This is a genomic window from Micromonospora craterilacus, from assembly GCF_003236315.1.
Classification (GTDB): domain Bacteria; phylum Actinomycetota; class Actinomycetes; order Mycobacteriales; family Micromonosporaceae; genus Micromonospora; species Micromonospora craterilacus.
The window spans coordinates 1-18,745 of the sequence record NZ_POTY01000136.1; the positions used below are offsets into that span (position 1 = coordinate 1).

The window sequence follows — 18,745 nt, forward strand, 5'->3', positions numbered from 1 at the left end:
GCCCGGCACCACCGTGCCCGCCGCCGGCAGATCGCCCACCAGGGCGTCCAACTCGGCGTAGGTGCGGGCCGCGTAGGCCCGCTGCAACCGGTCGTCGTACTCGTGCAGATCCAGCCGGCCCTCGTCCAGGGCGACCCGGAGCCGCTCGGCGACGGCCTGCCGGTCGGAGTCCGCTGCCCGCATGCCGTCCCGCCCGTTCATGCCGGCAAGCATGCCATCGTGCCGCCAGTCCGGGTAACCGGCCCGCGTCAGGCGGTCGGCGAGGTGCTCGGTTGGCGGCTGGTCACCAGATCGCCGAGGCGGGCCCGGCCGCCGTCCGGGGCGGTCAGCACCCAGACCCCGTCCGGAAGCAGGGCCATGGTGTGCTCGACGTGCGCGGCCCGCGACCCGTCCCGGGTGACCACCGTCCAGCCGTCGGCGAGTTCCGCGGTACGCGGCGAACCCAGGGTGATCATCGGCTCGATGGCCAGCGCCATACCCGCCACCAGACGTGGCCCCTTGCCCGGCCGCCCATGGTTGAGCACGTGCGGATCCTGGTGCATCTCGGTGCCGATGCCGTGGCCGCCGTAGCCGTCGACGATGCCGTACCGGCCAGCCTTGCGTACCACCTGCTCCACGGCGTGGGAGATGTCCGTGAGTCGGCCCCTACCGCTGGCCGCGCCGCGGGCGGCCGCGGCGATGCCGGCCCACATCGCGTCCTCCGCGACCTTGGCCATTTGCAGCTGCGCCGGGTCGACCTCGCCCACGCCGACGGTGATCGCCGCGTCGCCGTGCCAGCCGTCGAGGATCGCGCCGCAGTCGATCGAGATCAGATCACCCTCGGCGAGCACCTGCTTCGGCGACGGAATGGCGTGCACGATCTGTTCGTTGACCGACGAACAGATCGACGCCGGGAAGCCGTGGTAGCCCTTGAACGACGGGACCGCCCCGGCCTCGCGGATGGTCGCCTCGGCGATCGCGTCGAGGTCGGCGGTACTCACCCCGGGGGCCACCGCCTCCCGCATCCGGCGGAGCGCCTCCGCGACCACCAGGCCGGCGGCGCGCATCTTCTCGATCTGCTCGGGGGTCTTCAGCTGGATGTCCAGCTGGGGACGACGCATGGAGGCGCTACCTTTCCTTGCCGAAACAGCGGGGCACGCTGGGCGTACCCCGCTGTTCGCACTCTATCCGGCCGGCGGCTGTGCCGACCTCAGCCCCCGTACGACCGCAGGGCGTCGATGGCGCGGACCGTGACGTCCTCCACCGGGCCCGTGGCGTCGATGCCGACCAGCTTCCCCTGGGCGCCGTAGTAGTCCACCAGGGGCGCGGTCTTCTCCGCGTACTCCCGCAGGCGGGCGGCGATGGTCTCGGGCTTGTCGTCGTCGCGCTGAAACAGCTCGGCGCCACAGCGGTCGCAGATGCTGTCCCGGTTGGTCGGGTCGAACTCGACGTGCCAGATCTTGCCGCAGCCCCGGCAGGTGCGCCGGCCGGACAGTCGCCGGATCACCTCGTCGTCGTCGACGACCAGTTCCAGCACGATGTCCAGCGCGGTCCCGAGGTCGGCGAGGAGCTTGTCCAGCGCCGCTGCCTGCGGGGTGGTCCGCGGAAAACCGTCGAGCAGGAAGCCCTCGGCCGCGTCCGGCTCGGCGAGCCGCTCCCGCACCATGTTGATGGTGACCTCGTCCGGGACCAGCTTACCGGCGTCCATGTACCGCTTGGCCTCGACCCCGAGCGGGGTTCCCTGGGACACGTTGGCCCGGAAGATGTCGCCGGTCGAGATCTTCGGCACGGAGAGGTGCGCGGCGATGAACTCTGCCTGAGTGCCCTTGCCCGCCCCCGGCGGGCCAACCAGAACCAGTCTCATCTACCGCAGGAACCCTTCGTAGTTCCGCTGCATCAGTTGGCTCTCGATCTGCTTGCTGGTCTCGAGAGCCACACCGACCATGATCAGAACAGCGGTGCCGCCGAACGGGAAGTTGAGGTACTGCTGCCGGTCCAGCCAGATGAAGAAGAAGTTCGGCAGGATCGAGATGGTCGCGAGGTAGAGCGCGCCCGGCAGGGTGATGCGGCTGAGGATGAAGTCCAGGTAGTCGGCGGTCGGCTTGCCGGGGCGGATGCCCGGCACGAAGCCGCCGTACTTCTTCATGTTGTCCGCGACCTCGGTCGGGTTGAACGTGATCGAGACGTAGAAGTACGTGAAGAAGATGATCAGCAGGAAGTAGACCGAGATGTAGATCGGGCTGGTCGGGTCGACCAGGTTGTTCTGGATCCACGCCTGGGTCTTGCCCGGGTTGTTCTGGTCGAAGAACTGGAGCGCCAGCTGCGGCAGGTAGAGCAGCGACGAGCCGAAGATGACCGGGATCACACCCGCCTGGTTGACCTTCAGCGGGATGTAGGTGGAGGTACCGCCGTACATCCGCCGGCCGATCATGCGCTTGGCGTACTGCACCGGGATGCGGCGCTGGGCCTGCTCGATGAAGGTGACCGCGGTGATGACCAGCAGCACCAGGGCGATGACCAGGAGGAAGCGGCCCCAGCCCTGGCTCTCCCGGATCCGCCAGCCCTCGCTGGGCAGCCGGGCGGCGATCGAGGTGAAGATCAGCACGGACATGCCGTTGCCGACGCCGCGGTCGGTGATCAGCTCACCGAGCCACATGACCACACCGGTGCCGGCGGTCATCGTCATCACCAGGACGGACAGCGTCAACCAGTCCGGGATGCCGGTGCCCGTGGGGATGATCGGGAACTCGTCGCACTGGTTGTTGAACAGCTGGCCGGAGCGGGCCAGCGCGACGAACGCCGAGGCCTGCAGGACACCCAGGCCCAGGGTCAGGTAGCGGGTGTACTGGGTGATCTTCGCCTGGCCGGCCTGGCCCTCCTTGCGGAGCTGCTCCAGCCGCGGGATGACCACCGTCAGCAGCTGCAGGATGATCGACGCGGTGATGTAGGGCATGATGCCCAGCGCGAAGACCGAGAGCTGCAGCAGCGCGCCGCCCGAGAAAAGGTCGAGCAGGTTCAGTACCCCGGTCGAGCCCTCGATGGTGTCGAGGCACTTCTGCACGTTGCGGTACGACACACCTGGGCTGGGTAGCGTCGCTCCGAGCCGGTAGATCGCGACAATGCCTACTGTGAACAGCAGCTTCTTGCGCAGGTCAGGCGTACGGAACGCACTGAGAAAGGCGGACAGCAACTTCTTCCTCCTGCGCGAGGCGGGCCGCCGGTCAATCCGGGCGGTTCGGGGTGGGTGCCGGGCAGGTGCCCGATATCCATGGCTGGGAAGGGACTCTAACAGCCCGATCCCGGTCCGGGCAGATGTGCCCGGCTACATAAACCGAATCCGATGTTACCGGGCGCACACGCCCGGCGTAGACCATGGCGCCCGCCAGCTGGGGTCAACTGGCGGGCGCCATGATCTCATGCAGCTTACAGCTCGGTGGCCGAACCGCCAGCGTTGGTGATCTTCTCCTTGGCCGACGCACTGAACGCGTGCGCCGTGACCTGGAGCGCCACCCCGCCGAGGTCCCCGGTGCCGAGGACCTTCACCGGCTGGCCCTTGCGGACCGCGCCGGCCTCGACCAGCTCGGCCGGGCCGACCTGGCCACCGTTGGGGAACAGTTCAGCCAGCCGGTCCAGGTTGACCACCTGGAAGACCACCTTGAACTTGTTCTTGAAGCCCTTCAGCTTCGGCAGGCGCATGTGGATGGGCATCTGCCCACCCTCAAAGGCCGGAGAGATGTTCTTCCGGGCCTTCGAACCCTTGGTACCGCGGCCGGCGGTCTTGCCCTTGGAACCCTCACCGCGACCCACACGGGTCTTCGCGGTCTTGGCCCCCGGCGCCGGACGCAGGTGATGGACCTTGATCGTCATTACTCGACCTCCTCGACCTTCACGAGGTGGTTCACCGCGAAGATCATGCCACGAATCTCGGGCCGGTCCTCCTTGACCACCACGTCGTTGATCCGCTTGAGACCGAGCGAACGCAGCGACTCACGCTGGTTGTGCTTGGTCCCGATCTCGGAGCGGACCTGGGTGACCTTGAGACGTGCCATCAGGAAGCCACCCCCGCCCGCGACGCGAGCATGGCGGCCGGCGCGACGTCCTCCACGGGCAGGCCACGGCGGGCCGCCACAGCCTCGGGGGACTCAAGCCCCTTCAGCGCGGCCACAGTGGCGTGCACGATGTTGATCGGGTTCGACGAGCCGAGGCTCTTGGAGAGCACGTCGTGGATGCCCGCGCACTCCAGCACGGCGCGGACCGGACCACCGGCGATGACACCCGTACCGGCCGAGGCCGGCTTGAGCAGCACCACGCCAGCGGCCTCTTCGCCCTGCACCGGGTGCGGAATCGAGGAACCGATCCGCGGCACCTTGAAGAAGTGCTTCTTGGCCTCCTCGACACCCTTGGCGATCGCCGCGGGCACCTCCTTGGCCTTTCCGTAGCCCACGCCCACGGTGCCGTCGCCGTCGCCCACGATCACCAGGGCGGTGAAGCTGAAGCGACGACCGCCCTTCACGACCTTGGCGACGCGGTTGATCGCGACGACCCGCTCGAGGTGCGGGGTCTTCTCGGCGGGCGCGTTTCCGCGACCGCCCTCACGGCGGTTGTCGCGGCGACCACCCTCGTTGCCACCGGACCCGCCGCCACGGCGCTGTTGACCTGGCATCAGCAGCCTTCCTTTTCTCTCGTGACGGGGATTGTCAGAACTCGAGCCCGGCTTCGCGGGCGGCGTCGGCAAGCGCGGCTACCCGCCCCGCGTACCGGTTGCCACCGCGGTCGAAGACGACCTTGGAGATGCCGGCGGCCTTCGCCCGCTCGGCGAGCAGGGCGCCCACCTTGCCGGCCAGGGCGCTCTTGTCGCCCTCCGTGCCGCGCACCGAGGCGTCCAGGGTCGAGGCCGACGCCAGGGTGTGACCCTTGGTGTCGTCCACGATCTGGGCCACGATGTGCCGCAGCGAGCGGGTGACGACCAGGCGGGGACGCTCGGCGGTGCCGCTGATGTGCTTGCGGACCCGGAAGTGCCGACGCGCACGCCCGACGGCACGCTTGGCGGCGACGCCGCGGCGGCGCTTGAGCAGCGTGGCGCTCACTTCTTACCTGCCTTTCTCACGGCCTCGCGGCCGGCGGATGACCTCGCCCTGGTACCAACGAACGCGGTCACTTCTTGCCCGCCTTACCGGCCTTACGGCGGATGACCTCGCCCTGGTACTTCACACCCTTGCCCTTGTAGGGCTCCGGCGGACGGATCCTCCGGATGTTGGCGGCGACCTCACCGACGAGTTGCTTGTCGATGCCGGCCACGTGGAACAGCGTCGGCTTCTCCACCGTGAAGGTGATGCCGTTCGGCGCCGGAACCAGCACCGGGTGCGAGAACCCGAGCGCGAACTCCAGGTCCTTGCCCTTGGCGGTGACCCGGTAACCGGTACCGGCGATCTCCAGGCTCTTGCGGTAGCCCTCGGTGACCCCGACGATCATGTTGGCGACCAGGGTACGGCTCAGGCCGTGCAGTTCCTTGGCCTTGCGCTCGTCGTTCGGGCGGTTGACGCTCAGCTGCCCGTCCTCGGCCCGCTCGATGGTGATCGGCTCGGCCAGGGTGTGCGACAGCTCGCCCTTGGGGCCCTTGACCTTGACGGTCTGGCCGTCGATCGTCACGTCGACGCCGGACGGCACCGGGATCGACTTACGTCCAATACGCGACATTTCTACCTGTCTCCCGTTACCAGACGAAGGCGAGGACTTCCCCGCCAACGCTCCGCTTGCGGGCCTGCCGGTCGGTCAGCAGCCCCTGGGACGTCGAAATGATCGCCACACCCAGCCCACCGAGCACCCGGGGGAGTTCGGCCGACTTGGCGTACACCCGGAGACCGGGCTTGGAGACGCGCTTGATGCCGGCCAGGCTCCGTTCCCGGTTCTGGCCGTACTTCAGCTCGACGACCAGTCGCTTGCCGACGGCACCCTCTTCGGGCTCCTCGACCGACCAGGTGGCGATGTAGCCCTCGGCCTTGAGGACCTCGGCGAGGTTCGCCTTGATCTTCGAGTAGGGCATCGTCACCCGGTCGTGGTACGCCTGGTTGGCGTTACGCAGACGCGTGAGCATATCTGCGATCGGGTCGGTCATCGTCATGAAAACTCGTCAACCTTTCTCGCCGGGGTTCCCGCGGCTTTCGCTCACAGGCCTACGGCGAAGAGACAGTCCAGCTAACGCGCGGAGCGCGCCGGGCTATTACCAGGAAGCCTTGGACACGCCGGGCAGCTCACCGCGGTGGGCCATCTCCCGGATGCACACCCGGCAGAGCCCGAACTTGCGGTAGACCGCCTTGGGACGCCCGCACCGCTGGCAGCGGGTGTACGCGCGAACCGAGAACTTCGGCTTCGCGGCCGCCTTGAGGATCAGCGCCTTCTTGGCCATCTCAGTTCTCCTTGAACGGGAAGCCCAGGAGCTTGAGCAGCGCCCGGCCCTCGTCGTCGGTCGTGGCGGTGGTGACCACCGTGATGTCCATGCCCCGCTGGCGATCGATCCTGTCCTGGTCGATCTCGTGGAACACCGACTGCTCGGTCAGACCGAACGTGTAGTTGCCGTGCCCGTCGAGCTTGCGCCCGTCGAGGCCGCGGAAGTCACGGATACGCGGCAGCGCGATGGACAGCAGCCGGTCCAGGAACTCCCACATCCGGTCGCCGCGCAGGGTCACCTTCGCCCCGATCGGCATACCCTCGCGGAGCTTGAACTGCGCGATGGACTTCGTCGCCCGCCGGACCTGCGGCTTCTGGCCGGTGATGGTGGCCAGGTCGCGGACCGCACCGTCGATGAGCTTGGCGTCCCGGGCAGCCTCGCCGACACCCATGTTCACGACGATCTTGACCAGTCGCGGCACCTGCATCGGGTTGCCGTAGTTGCCCTGCTCGCGCAGCTGCGCCACGATCTCGTTGCGGTACCGCTCCTTGAGGCGCGGCGTGGTCTTGGTTTCGGTAGCCGTGGTCATCACAGGTCCTTACCAGTGCTACGCGCGATGCGGACCTTCTGGCCATTCTCGTCGATCCGGTAGCCGACGCGAGTCGGCTTGCCGTCGGAGTCCACGACCATCACGTTCGAGACGTGGATGGCGGCTTCCTGGGTGACGATGCCACCGGTCTTGGCGCCACGCTGAGTGGTGCTGATGCGGGTGTGCTTCTTGACCCGGTTCACGCCCTCGACCAGGACCTTGTCCTGCCGCGGGTAGGCCGCGATGACCTTACCCTTGGCACCCTTGTCCTTGCCGGCGATGACGACGACCGTGTCGCCCTTCTTGACCTTCACGGTCACAACACCTCCGGCGCGAGGGAAATAATCTTCATGAACCGCTTGTCCCGCAGCTCACGACCGACCGGGCCGAAGATACGGGTACCGCGCGGGTCCCCACCGTCCTTGATGATGACGGCGGCGTTCTCGTCGAAGCGGATGTACGAACCGTCCGGGCGCCGCCGCTCCTTGGCGGTGCGGACGACTACCGCCTTGACGACGTCGCCCTTCTTCACACCGGCACCCGGGATCGCGTCCTTGACGGTGGCCACGATGACGTCGCCGATGCTCGCGTAGCGCCGACCGGAGCCACCGAGAACCCGGATGCACAGGATCTCCCGGGCACCCGTGTTGTCGGCGACGCGCAGTCGCGACTCCTGCTGAATCACGTCTATCTCCTATGTCTGCCGGTTCTCCGGCCGCCGGGGCGGCCGGAGCCTGGCGGAACCTGCGCCCGACCGATCTCGGCCGAGCTCGAGCCTTCGCTACTTGGCCTTCTCGAGGATCTCCACGAGCCGCCACCGCTTGGTGGCGGACAGCGGCCGGGTCTCCATGATCAGGACCCGGTCGCCGATGCCGGCGGAGTTCTGCTCGTCGTGGACCTTGAGCTTGCTGGTCCGGCGCATGATCTTGCCGTACAGCGCGTGCTTGACCCGGTCCTCGACCTCGACGACGACGGTCTTGTCCATCTTGTCGCTGACGACGAGGCCCTCACGCACCTTGCGGCGGCCCCGCTGCTGGGTGGCGGTCGTGTTCTCGCTCATGAAGCAGTCACCTCAGTCGGCGCGGCCGAGAGCCCCAGCTCACGCTCACGCATGATCGTGTAGATCCGGGCGATCTCCCGACGGATGACCTGCAGCCGCCGGTTGTTGTCCAGCTGCCCGGTTGCCGCCTGCACGCGGAGGTTGAACAGCTCCGCCTTGGCCTCGCGCAGCTTGGTGACCAACTCCTCCTCGGAGAGCTCACGCAGCTCGGAGGCCTTAACGCCCGCTGCCATCAGGATTCACCCACTTCGCGCGTCACAATGCGGCACTTCATCGGGAGCTTGTGGATCGCGCGACGCATCGCCTCTCGCGCAATCTGCTCGTTGGGGAAGGACATCTCGAAGAGCACCCGCCCCGGCTTGACGTTCGCGACCCACCACTCGGGCGAGCCCTTACCGGAACCCATCCGAGTTTCCGCCGGCTTCTTGGTGAGGGCCTGGTCCGGGAAGATGGTGATCCAGACCTTGCCGCCACGCTTGATGTGGCGGGTCATCGCGATACGCGCCGACTCGATCTGCCGGTTCGTCACGTACGCCGGCTCGAGAGCCTGGATCCCGAACTCGCCGAACACCACCCGGTTACCGCCCTTGGACGCGCCGCTGCGGTCCGGGTGGTGCGGCTTGCGGAAGCCCTTCGGGGGCTTGCGCGGCATCAGCATCTGTCAGCCCTCCTGCTGCGTTTCTGCCGCGGCGGCGACGGCGGAAGCATCCACCGGCTCGCCGCTCGGCGTCTCGGCCTGCTGCGCGACGGTCGTCGCGGCAGCCCGGCCGGCCTCGGTGCCACCGGAGGTCGTACCGGACGAACCGGAACGACCACGGCGCGGCCGCTCGGGGCGGTCGCCACGCTCCCGGCGCGGGCGCGACGGCGCCTCGGCCGGAGCCTCCCGGCCCGGCACCGCGTCGCCCTTGTAGATCCAGACCTTCACGCCGATGCGGCCGAAGGTGGTACGGGCCTCGAAGAAGCCGTACTCGATGTTGGCCCGCAGCGTGTGCAGCGGCACCCGACCCTCGCGGTAGAACTCCGTGCGGCTCATCTCGGCGCCGCCGAGGCGACCCGAGACCTGCACCCGGATGCCCTTGCACATCGGGTTCTTCATCGCCGACTGCATCGCCTTGCGCATCGCCCGACGGAAGCTGACCCGGCTGGAGAGCTGCTCGGCCACGCCCTGGGCGACCAGCTGCGCGTCCGACTCGGGGTTCTTCACCTCGATGATGTTCAGCTGCACCTGCTTGCCGGTGAGCTTCTCCAGCTCGCCGCGGATCCGGTCGGCCTCCGCACCCTTACGGCCGATGACGATGCCCGGCCGAGCGGTGTGGATGTCGACGCGGACCCGGTCGCGGGTGCGCTCGATGTCGACCTTGGAAATGCCGGCCCGCTCCAGACCCTTGGACATCATCCGGCGGATCTTGACATCCTCGCCGATGTAGTCCTTGTAGAGCTTGTCCGCGAACCAGCGGGACTTCCAGTCGGTCGAGATGCCGAGCCGGAACCCGTGCGGGTGAACCTTCTGACCCATTACTCGGCGCCCTCCGTGTTGCCCTGCGTCTCAGCCGGCGCGGTCTGCTCCGCCGGAGCTGCCTTCTTCGCCGACTTCTTCGGCGCGGCCGGCGCGACCGCCTCGACCGCCACGGTGATGTGGCAGGTGCGCTTGCGGATCCGGTACGCCCGGCCCTGAGCCCGCGGCTGGAACCGCTTCATGGTCGGGCCCTCGTCCACGAACGCCTCGCTGACAAGCAGCGCGTCGGGGTCCAGCCGCTCGTTGTTCTCCGCGTTGGCGATCGCGCTCGCGAGCACCTTGTACACCTGCTCGCTCGCCGCCTGCGGCGCGAACTGCAGCACCGTGAGCGCCTCCTTCGCGGGCAGGCCGCGGACGAGGTTGACCACCCGGCGCGCCTTCATCGGCGAGATGCGCACGTGCCGCGCAACCGCCCGCGCGCCCGGAAGCACCGGAGCGTCGCCCTTTCCTGGCATCGCTGTAACCCCTTGATCCTCTATCCGTATGCCCGCGGCGTCAGCGCCGGCGGCTCTTCCGGTCGTCCTTCTCGTGACCCTTGAACGTGCGGGTCAGCGCGAACTCGCCGAGCTTGTGCCCGACCATCGCCTCGGTCACGAACACCGGGACGTGCTTACGTCCGTCGTGCACCGCGATCGTGTGCCCGAGCATGTCCGGGATGATCGTCGAGCGGCGCGACCAGGTCTTGATGACGTTCTTCGAGCCCTTCTCGTTCTGCGTCTCCACCTTCTTGAGCAGGTGGTCGTCGATGAACGGGCCCTTCTTCAGGCTGCGAGGCATGTCTTATCTCCCTCAGCCGCGCTTACGCGTGGCGTAGCGACGGCGGACGATCAGCCGGTCACTCGGCTGGCCCTTACGACGGGTGCGGCCCTCGGGCTTACCCTGCGGGTTGACCGGGTGGCGACCACCGGAGGTCTTGCCCTCGCCACCACCGTGCGGGTGGTCGACCGGGTTCATGGCGACACCACGGACGGTCGGGCGCTTGCCCTTCCACCGCATCCGGCCGGCCTTGCCCCAGTTGATGTTTGACTGGTCGGCGTTGCCGATCTCGCCGATGCTGGCCCGGCAGCGCACGTCCACGCGCCGGATCTCACCCGACGGCATACGCAGGGTCGCGTACGCGCCCTCACGGCCGAGCAGCTGGATGCCGACGCCGGCCGAGCGGGCCAGCTTGGCCCCGCCACCCGGACGCAGCTCCACGTTGTGGATCGTGGTACCGACCGGGATGTTGCGCAGCGGCAGGTTGTTGCCCGGCTTGATGTCGGCGCCCGGGCCCGACTCGACGGCGTCGCCCTGCTTCAGGTCCTTCGGCGCGATGATGTAGCGCTTCTCGCCGTCGGCGTAGTGCAGCAGCGCGATCCGCGCGGTGCGGTTCGGGTCGTACTCGATGTGCGCGACCTTGGCCGGCACACCGTCCTTGTCGACCCGCTTGAAGTCGATCAGCCGGTACTGACGCTTGTGGCCGCCGCCCTGGTGCCGGGCGGTGATCCGGCCGTGGACGTTCCGACCGCCCTTCTTCGGCAGCGGAGCCAGCAGCGACTTCTCGGGCGTCGACCGGGTGATCTCGGCGAAGTCGGCAACGCTCGAGCCACGCCGGCCCGGCGTCGTCGGCTTGTACTTACGGATAGCCATTGTCTACACCCCTCAGCTGACCGGGCCGCCGAAGGCCTCGATGCGGTCGCCCTCAGCCAGCTTCACCATCGCGCGCTTGGTGTCCTTGCGCTTGCCGAACCCGGTGCGGGTCCGCTTGCGCTTGCCCTCGCGGTTGAGCGTGTTGACCGTCAGGACGCGGACGTTGAAGATCTGCTCGATAGCGATCTTGATCGCGGTCTTGTTCGCGTCCGGGTGCACCAGGAAGGTGTACCAGTTGCGGTTCAGCTCGCTGTAGCTCTTCTCCGAGACGACCGGCGCCACGATGATGTCGCGCGGGTCGGCGATCGTGCTCACTTGCCACCCTCCTCGGTGGTCTCGGCGGGAACGCCCAGGAACTCGTCCAGGGCCTCCTTGGTGAAGACCACGTCGTCGGCCACCAGCACGTCGTACGTGTTCAGCTGGCCGGCCTCGATCAGGTGCACCCGCGGCTCGTTGCGCAGCGACACCCAGTTCAGCTCGTCGGTGCTGCTCAGCACGACCAGCACCCGACGGGCCTCGGTCAGCTTGGCGAGCGTGGCCAGCGCGGCCTTGGTCGACGGCTTCTCGCCCGAGACGAACGCCTCGACGACGTGTACCTGGCCGGCGCGCGCCCGGTCGGAGAGGGCGCCACGCAGCGCGGCGGCCTTCATCTTCTTCGGGGTGCGCTGGCTGTAGTCGCGCGGCACCGGGCCGTGCACCACGCCACCGCCGGCGAACTGCGGCGCGCGGATCGAACCCTGCCGGGCCCGACCGGTGCCCTTCTGCTTGTACGGCTTCTTGCCGCCGCCGGCGACCTCGCCGCGGGTCTTCGTCTTGTGGGTGCCCTGCCGGGCCGCCGCGAGCTGTGCCACCACGACCTGGTGCATCAGCGGGACGTTGGCCTGCACGTCGAAGATGTCGGCCGGCAGCTCGACCGAGCCAGCCTTGGTGCCCTCGAAGTTGAGGACGTCAACGGTGGTCACTTGGCCGCACCGCCCTTCTTCACCTTGGTCTTGGCCGCGGTGCGGACCAGGACCAGCGCGCCCTTCGGGCCGGGGATGGCACCGCGGACGAGCAGGAGGTTGTTCTCGGTGTCGACCGCCTGAACGGTCAGGTTCTGCACGGTGTAGCGCACGCCACCCATGCGGCCGGCCATCCGGGTGCCCTTGAAGACGCGACCCGGGGTGGCGCAGGCGCCGATGGAGCCCGGCGAGCGGTGCTTGCGCTCGACACCGTGGCTGGCGCGCAGACCGTGGAAGCCGTGCCGCTTCATCGGGCCGGCGTAGCCCTTGCCCTTGGTCTTGCCGGTCACGTCGATCGAGACGCCGGCCGGGAACTCCTCGACCGTGATCTCCTGACCGAGCGAGTAGCCGGCGGCGTCGACGGTGCGCAGCTCGACGATGTGCCGGCGCGGCGCCACATCGGCCTTGGCGTAGTGCCCGCGGAGCGGCTTCTTGGCCTTACGCGGGTCGATCGTGCCGTACGCCAGCTGGACCGCGGAGTAACCGTCCTTGTCGGCGTCACGAACCTGGGTGATGACGCAGGGGCCGGCCTGAACCACGGTCACCGGGACAACCTTGTTGTTGTCCCAGACCTGGGTCATGCCGAGCTTCGCGCCCAGGATCCCCTTAACTTGCCTGTCCATGTGTCCGGTCCCTACAGCTTGATCTCGATGTCGACGCCAGCCGGCAGGTCGAGGCGCATGAGCGAGTCGACCGTCTTCGGGGTCGGGTCGATGATGTCGATCAGTCGCTTGTGCGTACGCATCTCGAAGTGCTCGCGCGAGTCCTTGTACTTGTGCGGCGAGCGGATGACGCAGAAACGGTTGATCTCCGTGGGCAGCGGCACCGGGCCAGCGACCTGCGCCCCGGTACGCGTCACCGTCTCGACGATCTTCCGAGCCGAGGAGTCGACGACCTCGTGGTCATAGGCCTTGAGCCGGATGCGGATCTTCTGTCCCGCCATGGTGGCTTCTGTTCCTTCTCTCGATGCCGCTGTGTTGCGGGTGCCTGTACCGGCTGGTACAGACCCTCTTCGCCCACCCCCGCGGTCGGGCGTGTCGCGCCCTGGGGCCAGGCTCCGCCCCGAGACTCCGGAGCGATCCTGACCGCGGGGGGTCCAGGCGTCGATCGCGCTACCGCGACCTGAACGCCGCGCGAGGGTGGTTGACGGACGGGCCGCCAACCACCCCACGCCCGACTGCTCTGCCAACCCGGAGGTTCAGCGGAAGCCGAACACGGGCGGCGAACTGTCGTTACGCAACCTGACTAGTATGCCGCACGACCGGCGGCGGGTCTAATCGGGGTTACCCAGCTCACTTGATGATCTTGGTGACGCGACCAGCGCCGACCGTACGGCCACCCTCCCGGATCGCGAACTTGAGGTTGTCCTCCATCGCGATGGGCTGGATCAGCTTCACGGTCATCGTGGTGTTGTCGCCCGGCATGACCATCTCGGTGCCCTCGGGCAGCGTGACGACGCCGGTGACGTCCGTGGTCCGGAAGTAGAACTGCGGACGGTAGTTCTGGAAGAACGGGGTGTGCCGGCCACCCTCCTCCTTGGAGAGGATGTAGACGGTCGCCTCGAACTCCGTGTGCGGGGTGCTGGTGCCCGGCTTGACGACCACCATGCCGCGCTCGACGTCCTCGCGCTTGATGCCGCGCAGCAGCAGACCGACGTTCTCACCCGCGCGGGCCTCGTCGAGCAGCTTGCGGAACATCTCGATGCCGGTGCAGGTGGTCTTCATCGACTTCTCGCGGATGCCGACGATCTCCACCTCCTCGTTCGGCTTGAGGATGCCGCGCTCCGCGCGACCGGTGACGACGGTGCCACGACCGGTGATCGTGAAGACGTCCTCGATCGGCATCAGGAACGGCTTCTCGGTCTCGCGCTCCGGCTGCGGAATCGCGGTGTCAACCGCGTTCATCAGCTCCAGGAGCCGGCCGGTCCACTCCGGGTCGCCCTCGAGCGCCTTCAGCGCCGAGACGCGAACGACCGGCAGGTCGTCGCCCGGGTACTCCTGAGCCGAGAGCAGCTCACGGACCTCGAGCTCGACGAGCTCCAGGAGCTCCTCGTCGTCGACCATGTCGCTCTTGTTCAGCGCCACGACGATGTACGGCACGCCGACCTGGCGGGCCAGCAGCACGTGCTCGCGGGTCTGCGGCATCGGGCCGTCGGTCGCCGCGACCACCAGGATCGCGCCGTCCATCTGGGCGGCACCGGTGATCATGTTCTTGATGTAGTCGGCGTGACCGGGGCAGTCGACGTGCGCGTAGTGCCGCGCCTCGGTCTGGTACTCGACGTGCGCGATCGAGATCGTGATGCCGCGGGCCTTCTCCTCCGGCGCCTTGTCGATCTCGTCGAACGGCGTGTACGGGTTCAGGTCCGGGTACTGGTCGTGCAGGACCTTGGTGATGGCCGCCGTCAGCGTCGTCTTACCGTGGTCGATGTGACCAATGGTGCCGATGTTGACGTGCGGCTTAGTCCGCTCGAACTTCGCCTTCGCCACTGGTGTCCTCCTGTGGACTTCTTGGTTCGTTCGCCCCGGTGCGCCGGGTCGGCGCTTAGGACTCTGTCGACAGCCTTTCCGGCCTGACGGCCGGAGAGCTTTGTGGGTTCTGCGGCGATGAAGCCTACAGGCCCGGAATTCACACATTCCGACCGAGGTGGTCGCGGTCGGGGAAATCCTCCCGCGACCACCAACGGATCAGCTCAGGCGAGCGTCACTCACCCGTCGCCTTGGCGATGATCTCCTTAGCCACCGAAGCCGGAACCTCGGCGTAGGAGTCGAACTGCATGCTGTAGCTAGCCCGGCCCTGGGTCTTCGACCGCAGGTCGCCGACGTAGCCGAACATCTCCGACAACGGCACCAGAGCCCGGACGATGCGGGCGCCGCTGCGCTCCTCCATCGCCTGGATGATGCCACGGCGGGAGTTGAGGTCGCCGATGACGTCACCCATGTTCTCCTCCGGAGTGGTGACTTCAACGGCCATCATCGGCTCGAGCAGTGCGGGGTCGGCCTTGCGGGCCGCCTCCTTCATCACCATCGAGCCGGCGATCTTGAATGCCATTTCGGACGAGTCGACCTCGTGGTACTGGCCGTCCAGCAGCGTCAGCTTGACACCCACCAGCGGGAAGCCGGCGAGAATGCCGTACTGCATGGCGTCCTGGGCGCCCGCGTCCACCGACGGGATGAACTCCCGGGGGATGCGACCACCGGTGACGGCGTTCGCGAACTCGTAGGTCGGCGAGTCGTTGTCCAGCGGCAGCGGCGCCAGGCTCACGATCACCCGGGCGTACTGGCCGGAACCACCGGTCTGCTTCTTGTGGGTGTACTCGATCTTCTCCACCGTACGGCGGATCGTCTCGCGGTACGCCACCTGCGGCTTACCGATGTTCGCCTCGACGTTGAACTCGCGGCGCATCCGGTCGACCAGGATGTCCAGGTGCAGCTCGCCCATGCCGGAGATGACCGTCTGACCGGTCTCCTCGTCCAGCTTGACGCGGAAGGTCGGGTCCTCCTCGGCCAGCCGCTGGATGGCGGTGCTGAGCTTCTCCTGGTCGGCCTTGGTCTTCGGCTCGATGGCGACCTCGATGACCGGCTCCGGGAAGGTCATCGACTCCAGGATGACCGGGTTCGCCGGGTCGCACAGGGTGTCACCGGTGGTGGTCTGCTTGAGACCCTGCACCGCGATGATGTCGCCAGCCTTGGCGGAGCTGCGCTCCTCCCGCTTGTTGGCGTGCATCTGGTAGATCTTGCCGATCCGCTCCTTGCGGTCCTTGGTGGAGTTGACCACCTGAGACCCGGACTCGACCACGCCGGAGTAGACCCGGACGTAGGTGAGCTTCCCGAGGTGCTTGTCGGTCTGGATCTTGAACGCCAGGCCGGAGAACGGCTCCGAGGTGGACGGCTTGCGCAGCAGCGGCGTCTCGCCGTCGGTCGCCGTACCCTCGATCGCCGGGATGTCCAGCGGCGACGGCAGGAAGTCGACGACGGCGTCGAGCATCGGCTGGACGCCCTTGTTCTTGAACGCCGAGCCGCAGAGCACCGGGTTGGCCTTGCTGGCGATGGTGGCCCGCCGGATGGCGGCCTTGATCTCCTCGACGGAGATCTCCTCGCCCTCCAGGTACTTCTCCATCACCGAGTCGTCGACGTCGGCGAGGGTCTCCATCAGCTTCTCGCGCCACTCGGCCGCGGAGTCGGCCAGGCCGGCCGGGATCTCCTCGATCGCGTAGTCATCACCCTTCTGGGTCTCCCCACGCCAGGTGAGGGCGCGCATGCCGATCAGGTCGACGACGCCGATGTGGTCGCCCTCGAGCCCGATCGGGATCTGGAGCACCAGCGGGGTGGCGTTCAGCCGGTCGATCATCATCTGCACGCAGCGGAAGAAGTCGGCACCGGTCCGGTCGAGCTTGTTGACGAAGCACATCCGGGGGACGTTGTACTTGTCCGCCTGGCGCCAGACGTTCTCCGTCTGCGGCTCCACGCCGGCCACGCCGTCGTAGACCGCGACCGCACCATCCAGCACCCGCAGCGACCGCTCCACCTCGACCGTGAAGTCGACGTGGCCGGGCGTGTCGATGATCTGGATCGTGTGGCCCTTCCACTCGCACTTCGTGGCGGCGGAAGTGATGGTGATACCGCGCTCCTGCTCCTGCTCCATCCAGTCCATGACGGCTGCGCCCTCGTGGACTTCACCGATCTTGTACGTGATACCGGTGTAGAACAGGATCCGCTCGGTGGTAGTGGTCTTACCGGCATCGATGTGCGCCATGATGCCGATGTTGCGTACGTTGGCGAGCGCGTCTGCGGCGGCCACTTCAATCCCTACTTATCGTCGTCCCGACACAACTGGTGGCGGCCCCGGCACCCGAAGGCGCCGGGACCAGGGTGTTACCAGCGGTAGTGCGCGAAGGCCTTGTTGGACTCGGCCATCTTGTGCGTGTCCTCGCGCCGCTTGACGGCGGCACCGAGGCCGTTGCTCGCGTCCAGCAGCTCGTTCATCAGCCGCTCGACCATCGTCTTCTCGCGACGAGCCTTGGAGTACGTCACCAGCCAGCGCAGACCGAGGGTGGTCGCCCGGGCCGGGCGGACCTCGACCGGCACCTGGTAGGTCGCGCCACCGACGCGGCGGCTGCGGACCTCGAGGGTCGGCTTGACGTTGTCCATCGCCCGCTTGAGCGTGACAACCGGGTCGGTGCCGGACTTCTCGCGGCAGCCCTCCAGGGCGGCGTACACGATGCGCTCGGCCAGCTGGCGCTTGCCGCGCAGCAGGATCTTGTTCACCAGCTGGGTGACCAACGGCGAGTTGTACACCGGGTCAGCGACCAGCGGCTTCCGCGGTGCGGGTCCCTTACGCGGCATGTCAGCTCTTCTCCTTCTTCGCGCCGTAGCGGCTGCGCGCCTGCTTACGGTTGCGGACACCCTGGGTGTCCAGCGAACCGCGAACGATCTTGTAACGCACGCCGGGGAGGTCCTTCACCCGGCCGCCGCGGACGAGCACGATCGAGTGCTCCTGCAGGTTGTGGCCGACGCCCGGGATGTAGGCGGTCACCTCGACCTGGCTGCTGAGCTTGACACGAGCGACCTTGCGCAGCGCCGAGTTCGGCTTCTTGGGGGTGGTGGTGTACACGCGGGTGCACACGCCACGCCGCTGAGGAGAGCCCTTCAGCGCCGGGGTCTTGGTCTTACTCGTCTTTGCCTGGCGGCCCTTTCGGACCAGCTGCTGGATCGTGGGCACCGGGTTTCTCCGCTCCCTTCGGCCGCTGTCGCGACCGCACCGTCTGCCGTAGCCGACCTGATGATCGGCTCTCCTACATTCCGACCAGAGCCACCTCGCGGCGGTCCCGGCACCCGCGGTCGGGCGTGTCGCCCAACTCACGGTCCCGGTTCCGACGCTCATGCGCAGGGCCGGGGTTTTGTCACCGGCGCACGGATCGCCGCACGCCGGGTCTTCTGGCTCAGTCGTGGCGCCGTCCGGAGACCGGATCGCCGGATCCAGCGCACGCACGAGTTGCCCGGGCACGCCCGGGCACAAGGGGAAAGAGTACCTACCACAGCCGCGCAGGTCAAAACGAGAGACCCGCCGGACTGCGCGCTGCTCGCCCGGCCAGGACCTGTCACACCACCCGCCCGTGATGGGCACCTACGGATACAAGTGTACCGGCTCCGGCGGAACCTGACCCGGTTGCCCCGGGCCGGGCTCACCAGCCCACTCCAGGTCGGGTCAGGTCAGGGCCAGCAGGAGCGCCATCCCCAGACCCAGCAGGCTGAGCACGAGCCCGGCCCCACCACCGCTGATCCCCGCGATCGCCAGACCACGGCCGGCGAACCGGACCGCCGGCGGAGGTGCCGGCCGCCGGATCTGCCGCATGCCGAGCAGGCCGGCCACCACGGCACCCGCCCCGGTCAGGCTGCCCAACATGGCGAACGCGCCGGCGGCCCAGGCGCCATTGGCCCCTCCCCCGACCGCGCCGAAGCAGAAGACCAGGATCGACACCAGGATCGAGGTGATACCGGCCACCAGCGAGCCGACCGCCAGGCCCGAGGTGACCGGTGGCACGTCGAGGTGCACCACCGCGAACGGGGTGCCGGGCACCGGCTCC

General features: G+C 67.9%; 30 protein-coding genes. All 30 read right to left on the bottom strand.

The window, feature by feature from the left end; translation table 11 throughout:
* A partial coding sequence (locus C1I95_RS20500; protein WP_233513775.1) for a DUF1707 SHOCT-like domain-containing protein occupies nucleotides 1-201 on the bottom strand: 201 nt, incomplete at its 3' end.
* Nucleotides 202-248: 47 nt separating this feature from the next.
* The gene (gene map, locus C1I95_RS20505) at nucleotides 249-1,100 is read right to left on the bottom strand and encodes a type I methionyl aminopeptidase (RefSeq protein WP_111215541.1); all 852 of its coding nucleotides are present in this window, start codon (nucleotides 1,098-1,100) and stop codon (nucleotides 249-251) included.
* A gap of 89 nt (nucleotides 1,101-1,189) precedes the next feature.
* Nucleotides 1,190-1,843 (bottom strand): adenylate kinase, encoded by a 654-nt coding sequence (locus C1I95_RS20510; protein WP_111215544.1) that lies wholly within the window; start codon nucleotides 1,841-1,843, stop codon nucleotides 1,190-1,192.
* The gene (gene secY, locus C1I95_RS20515) at nucleotides 1,844-3,169 is read right to left on the bottom strand and encodes a preprotein translocase subunit SecY (RefSeq protein WP_111215547.1); all 1,326 of its coding nucleotides are present in this window, start codon (nucleotides 3,167-3,169) and stop codon (nucleotides 1,844-1,846) included.
* 233 nt (nucleotides 3,170-3,402) lie between these two features.
* Nucleotides 3,403-3,846: a 50S ribosomal protein L15 gene (gene rplO, locus C1I95_RS20520; protein WP_111215549.1), complete on the bottom strand. Its 444-nt coding sequence runs from the start codon at nucleotides 3,844-3,846 to the stop codon at nucleotides 3,403-3,405.
* Nucleotides 3,846-4,028 (bottom strand): 50S ribosomal protein L30, encoded by a 183-nt coding sequence (gene rpmD, locus C1I95_RS20525; protein WP_111215551.1) that lies wholly within the window; start codon nucleotides 4,026-4,028, stop codon nucleotides 3,846-3,848. The genes rplO and rpmD overlap by 1 nt, the downstream gene beginning before the upstream one ends.
* On the bottom strand, nucleotides 4,028-4,642 hold the full coding sequence (rpsE, locus tag C1I95_RS20530; protein ID WP_111215553.1) for a 30S ribosomal protein S5: 615 nt from the start codon (nucleotides 4,640-4,642) through the stop codon (nucleotides 4,028-4,030). The genes rpmD and rpsE overlap by 1 nt, the downstream gene beginning before the upstream one ends.
* Before the next feature lie 34 nt (nucleotides 4,643-4,676).
* A complete protein-coding gene (rplR, locus tag C1I95_RS20535; protein WP_111215555.1) occupies nucleotides 4,677-5,066 on the bottom strand; it encodes a 50S ribosomal protein L18 in 390 nt (129 codons plus the stop codon).
* Nucleotides 5,067-5,133: 67 nt separating this feature from the next.
* Nucleotides 5,134-5,676 (bottom strand): 50S ribosomal protein L6, encoded by a 543-nt coding sequence (gene rplF / locus C1I95_RS20540; RefSeq protein ID WP_111215558.1) that lies wholly within the window; start codon nucleotides 5,674-5,676, stop codon nucleotides 5,134-5,136.
* Between the two features lie 16 nt (nucleotides 5,677-5,692).
* Nucleotides 5,693-6,100 carry a 30S ribosomal protein S8 gene (gene rpsH / locus C1I95_RS20545; RefSeq protein ID WP_111215560.1) on the bottom strand — a complete coding sequence of 136 codons (408 nt, stop codon included), beginning with the start codon at nucleotides 6,098-6,100 and terminating at the stop codon, nucleotides 5,693-5,695.
* 99 nt (nucleotides 6,101-6,199) lie between these two features.
* Complete coding sequence (locus C1I95_RS20550; RefSeq protein WP_007073023.1) at nucleotides 6,200-6,385, bottom strand: type Z 30S ribosomal protein S14; 186 nt, start codon at nucleotides 6,383-6,385, stop codon at nucleotides 6,200-6,202.
* 1 nt (nucleotide 6,386) lies between these two features.
* A complete protein-coding gene (gene rplE / locus C1I95_RS20555) occupies nucleotides 6,387-6,956 on the bottom strand; it encodes a 50S ribosomal protein L5 (RefSeq protein WP_111215563.1) in 570 nt (189 codons plus the stop codon).
* Nucleotides 6,956-7,276 carry a 50S ribosomal protein L24 gene (gene rplX, locus C1I95_RS20560; protein ID WP_016813716.1) on the bottom strand — a complete coding sequence of 107 codons (321 nt, stop codon included), beginning with the start codon at nucleotides 7,274-7,276 and terminating at the stop codon, nucleotides 6,956-6,958. The genes rplE and rplX overlap by 1 nt, the downstream gene beginning before the upstream one ends.
* Nucleotides 7,273-7,641, bottom strand: coding sequence for a 50S ribosomal protein L14 (rplN, locus tag C1I95_RS20565; protein WP_007465279.1), 369 nt, complete (start codon nucleotides 7,639-7,641; stop codon nucleotides 7,273-7,275). Before rplN ends, rplX begins: the two co-directional genes overlap by 4 nt.
* A 96-nt stretch (nucleotides 7,642-7,737) precedes the next feature.
* A complete protein-coding gene (gene rpsQ / locus C1I95_RS20570; RefSeq protein WP_111215565.1) occupies nucleotides 7,738-8,016 on the bottom strand; it encodes a 30S ribosomal protein S17 in 279 nt (92 codons plus the stop codon).
* A complete protein-coding gene (gene rpmC / locus C1I95_RS20575) occupies nucleotides 8,013-8,249 on the bottom strand; it encodes a 50S ribosomal protein L29 (RefSeq protein ID WP_007073028.1) in 237 nt (78 codons plus the stop codon). The genes rpsQ and rpmC overlap by 4 nt, the downstream gene beginning before the upstream one ends.
* Complete coding sequence (gene rplP, locus C1I95_RS20580; protein WP_007465292.1) at nucleotides 8,249-8,674, bottom strand: 50S ribosomal protein L16; 426 nt, start codon at nucleotides 8,672-8,674, stop codon at nucleotides 8,249-8,251. The genes rpmC and rplP overlap by 1 nt, the downstream gene beginning before the upstream one ends.
* 3 nt (nucleotides 8,675-8,677) lie before the next feature.
* Complete coding sequence (gene rpsC / locus C1I95_RS20585; protein WP_111215568.1) at nucleotides 8,678-9,532, bottom strand: 30S ribosomal protein S3; 855 nt, start codon at nucleotides 9,530-9,532, stop codon at nucleotides 8,678-8,680.
* A complete protein-coding gene (rplV, locus tag C1I95_RS20590; protein ID WP_111215570.1) occupies nucleotides 9,532-9,987 on the bottom strand; it encodes a 50S ribosomal protein L22 in 456 nt (151 codons plus the stop codon). Before rplV ends, rpsC begins: the two co-directional genes overlap by 1 nt.
* 40 nt (nucleotides 9,988-10,027) lie before the next feature.
* Nucleotides 10,028-10,309, bottom strand: coding sequence for a 30S ribosomal protein S19 (rpsS, locus tag C1I95_RS20595; RefSeq protein ID WP_067359615.1), 282 nt, complete (start codon nucleotides 10,307-10,309; stop codon nucleotides 10,028-10,030).
* Nucleotides 10,310-10,321: 12 nt separating this feature from the next.
* Nucleotides 10,322-11,161, bottom strand: coding sequence for a 50S ribosomal protein L2 (gene rplB / locus C1I95_RS20600; RefSeq protein ID WP_111215572.1), 840 nt, complete (start codon nucleotides 11,159-11,161; stop codon nucleotides 10,322-10,324).
* A 12-nt stretch (nucleotides 11,162-11,173) separates the two neighbouring features.
* Entirely contained in the window at nucleotides 11,174-11,476 is a 303-nt protein-coding gene (gene rplW, locus C1I95_RS20605) for a 50S ribosomal protein L23 (RefSeq protein ID WP_093403611.1), read from the bottom strand.
* Complete coding sequence (gene rplD, locus C1I95_RS20610; RefSeq protein ID WP_111215574.1) at nucleotides 11,473-12,123, bottom strand: 50S ribosomal protein L4; 651 nt, start codon at nucleotides 12,121-12,123, stop codon at nucleotides 11,473-11,475. The genes rplW and rplD overlap by 4 nt, the downstream gene beginning before the upstream one ends.
* Nucleotides 12,120-12,785, bottom strand: coding sequence for a 50S ribosomal protein L3 (rplC, locus tag C1I95_RS20615; protein WP_111215577.1), 666 nt, complete (start codon nucleotides 12,783-12,785; stop codon nucleotides 12,120-12,122). The genes rplD and rplC overlap by 4 nt, the downstream gene beginning before the upstream one ends.
* 11 nt (nucleotides 12,786-12,796) lie before the next feature.
* Nucleotides 12,797-13,105, bottom strand: coding sequence for a 30S ribosomal protein S10 (gene rpsJ / locus C1I95_RS20620; RefSeq protein ID WP_007073037.1), 309 nt, complete (start codon nucleotides 13,103-13,105; stop codon nucleotides 12,797-12,799).
* Between the two features lie 349 nt (nucleotides 13,106-13,454).
* A complete protein-coding gene (gene tuf, locus C1I95_RS20625; RefSeq protein ID WP_111215579.1) occupies nucleotides 13,455-14,648 on the bottom strand; it encodes an elongation factor Tu in 1,194 nt (397 codons plus the stop codon).
* Nucleotides 14,649-14,862: 214 nt separating this feature from the next.
* Complete coding sequence (fusA, locus tag C1I95_RS20630; RefSeq protein ID WP_111215581.1) at nucleotides 14,863-16,959, bottom strand: elongation factor G; 2,097 nt, start codon at nucleotides 16,957-16,959, stop codon at nucleotides 14,863-14,865.
* Between the two features lie 74 nt (nucleotides 16,960-17,033).
* Nucleotides 17,034-17,504 (bottom strand): 30S ribosomal protein S7, encoded by a 471-nt coding sequence (gene rpsG / locus C1I95_RS20635; protein WP_091079418.1) that lies wholly within the window; start codon nucleotides 17,502-17,504, stop codon nucleotides 17,034-17,036.
* A 1-nt stretch (nucleotide 17,505) separates the two neighbouring features.
* The gene (gene rpsL / locus C1I95_RS20640) at nucleotides 17,506-17,880 is read right to left on the bottom strand and encodes a 30S ribosomal protein S12 (RefSeq protein WP_111215584.1); all 375 of its coding nucleotides are present in this window, start codon (nucleotides 17,878-17,880) and stop codon (nucleotides 17,506-17,508) included.
* 486 nt (nucleotides 17,881-18,366) lie between these two features.
* A complete protein-coding gene (locus C1I95_RS20645) occupies nucleotides 18,367-18,738 on the bottom strand; it encodes a hypothetical protein (protein WP_111215587.1) in 372 nt (123 codons plus the stop codon).
* Between the last annotated feature and the right edge of the window lie 7 nt (nucleotides 18,739-18,745).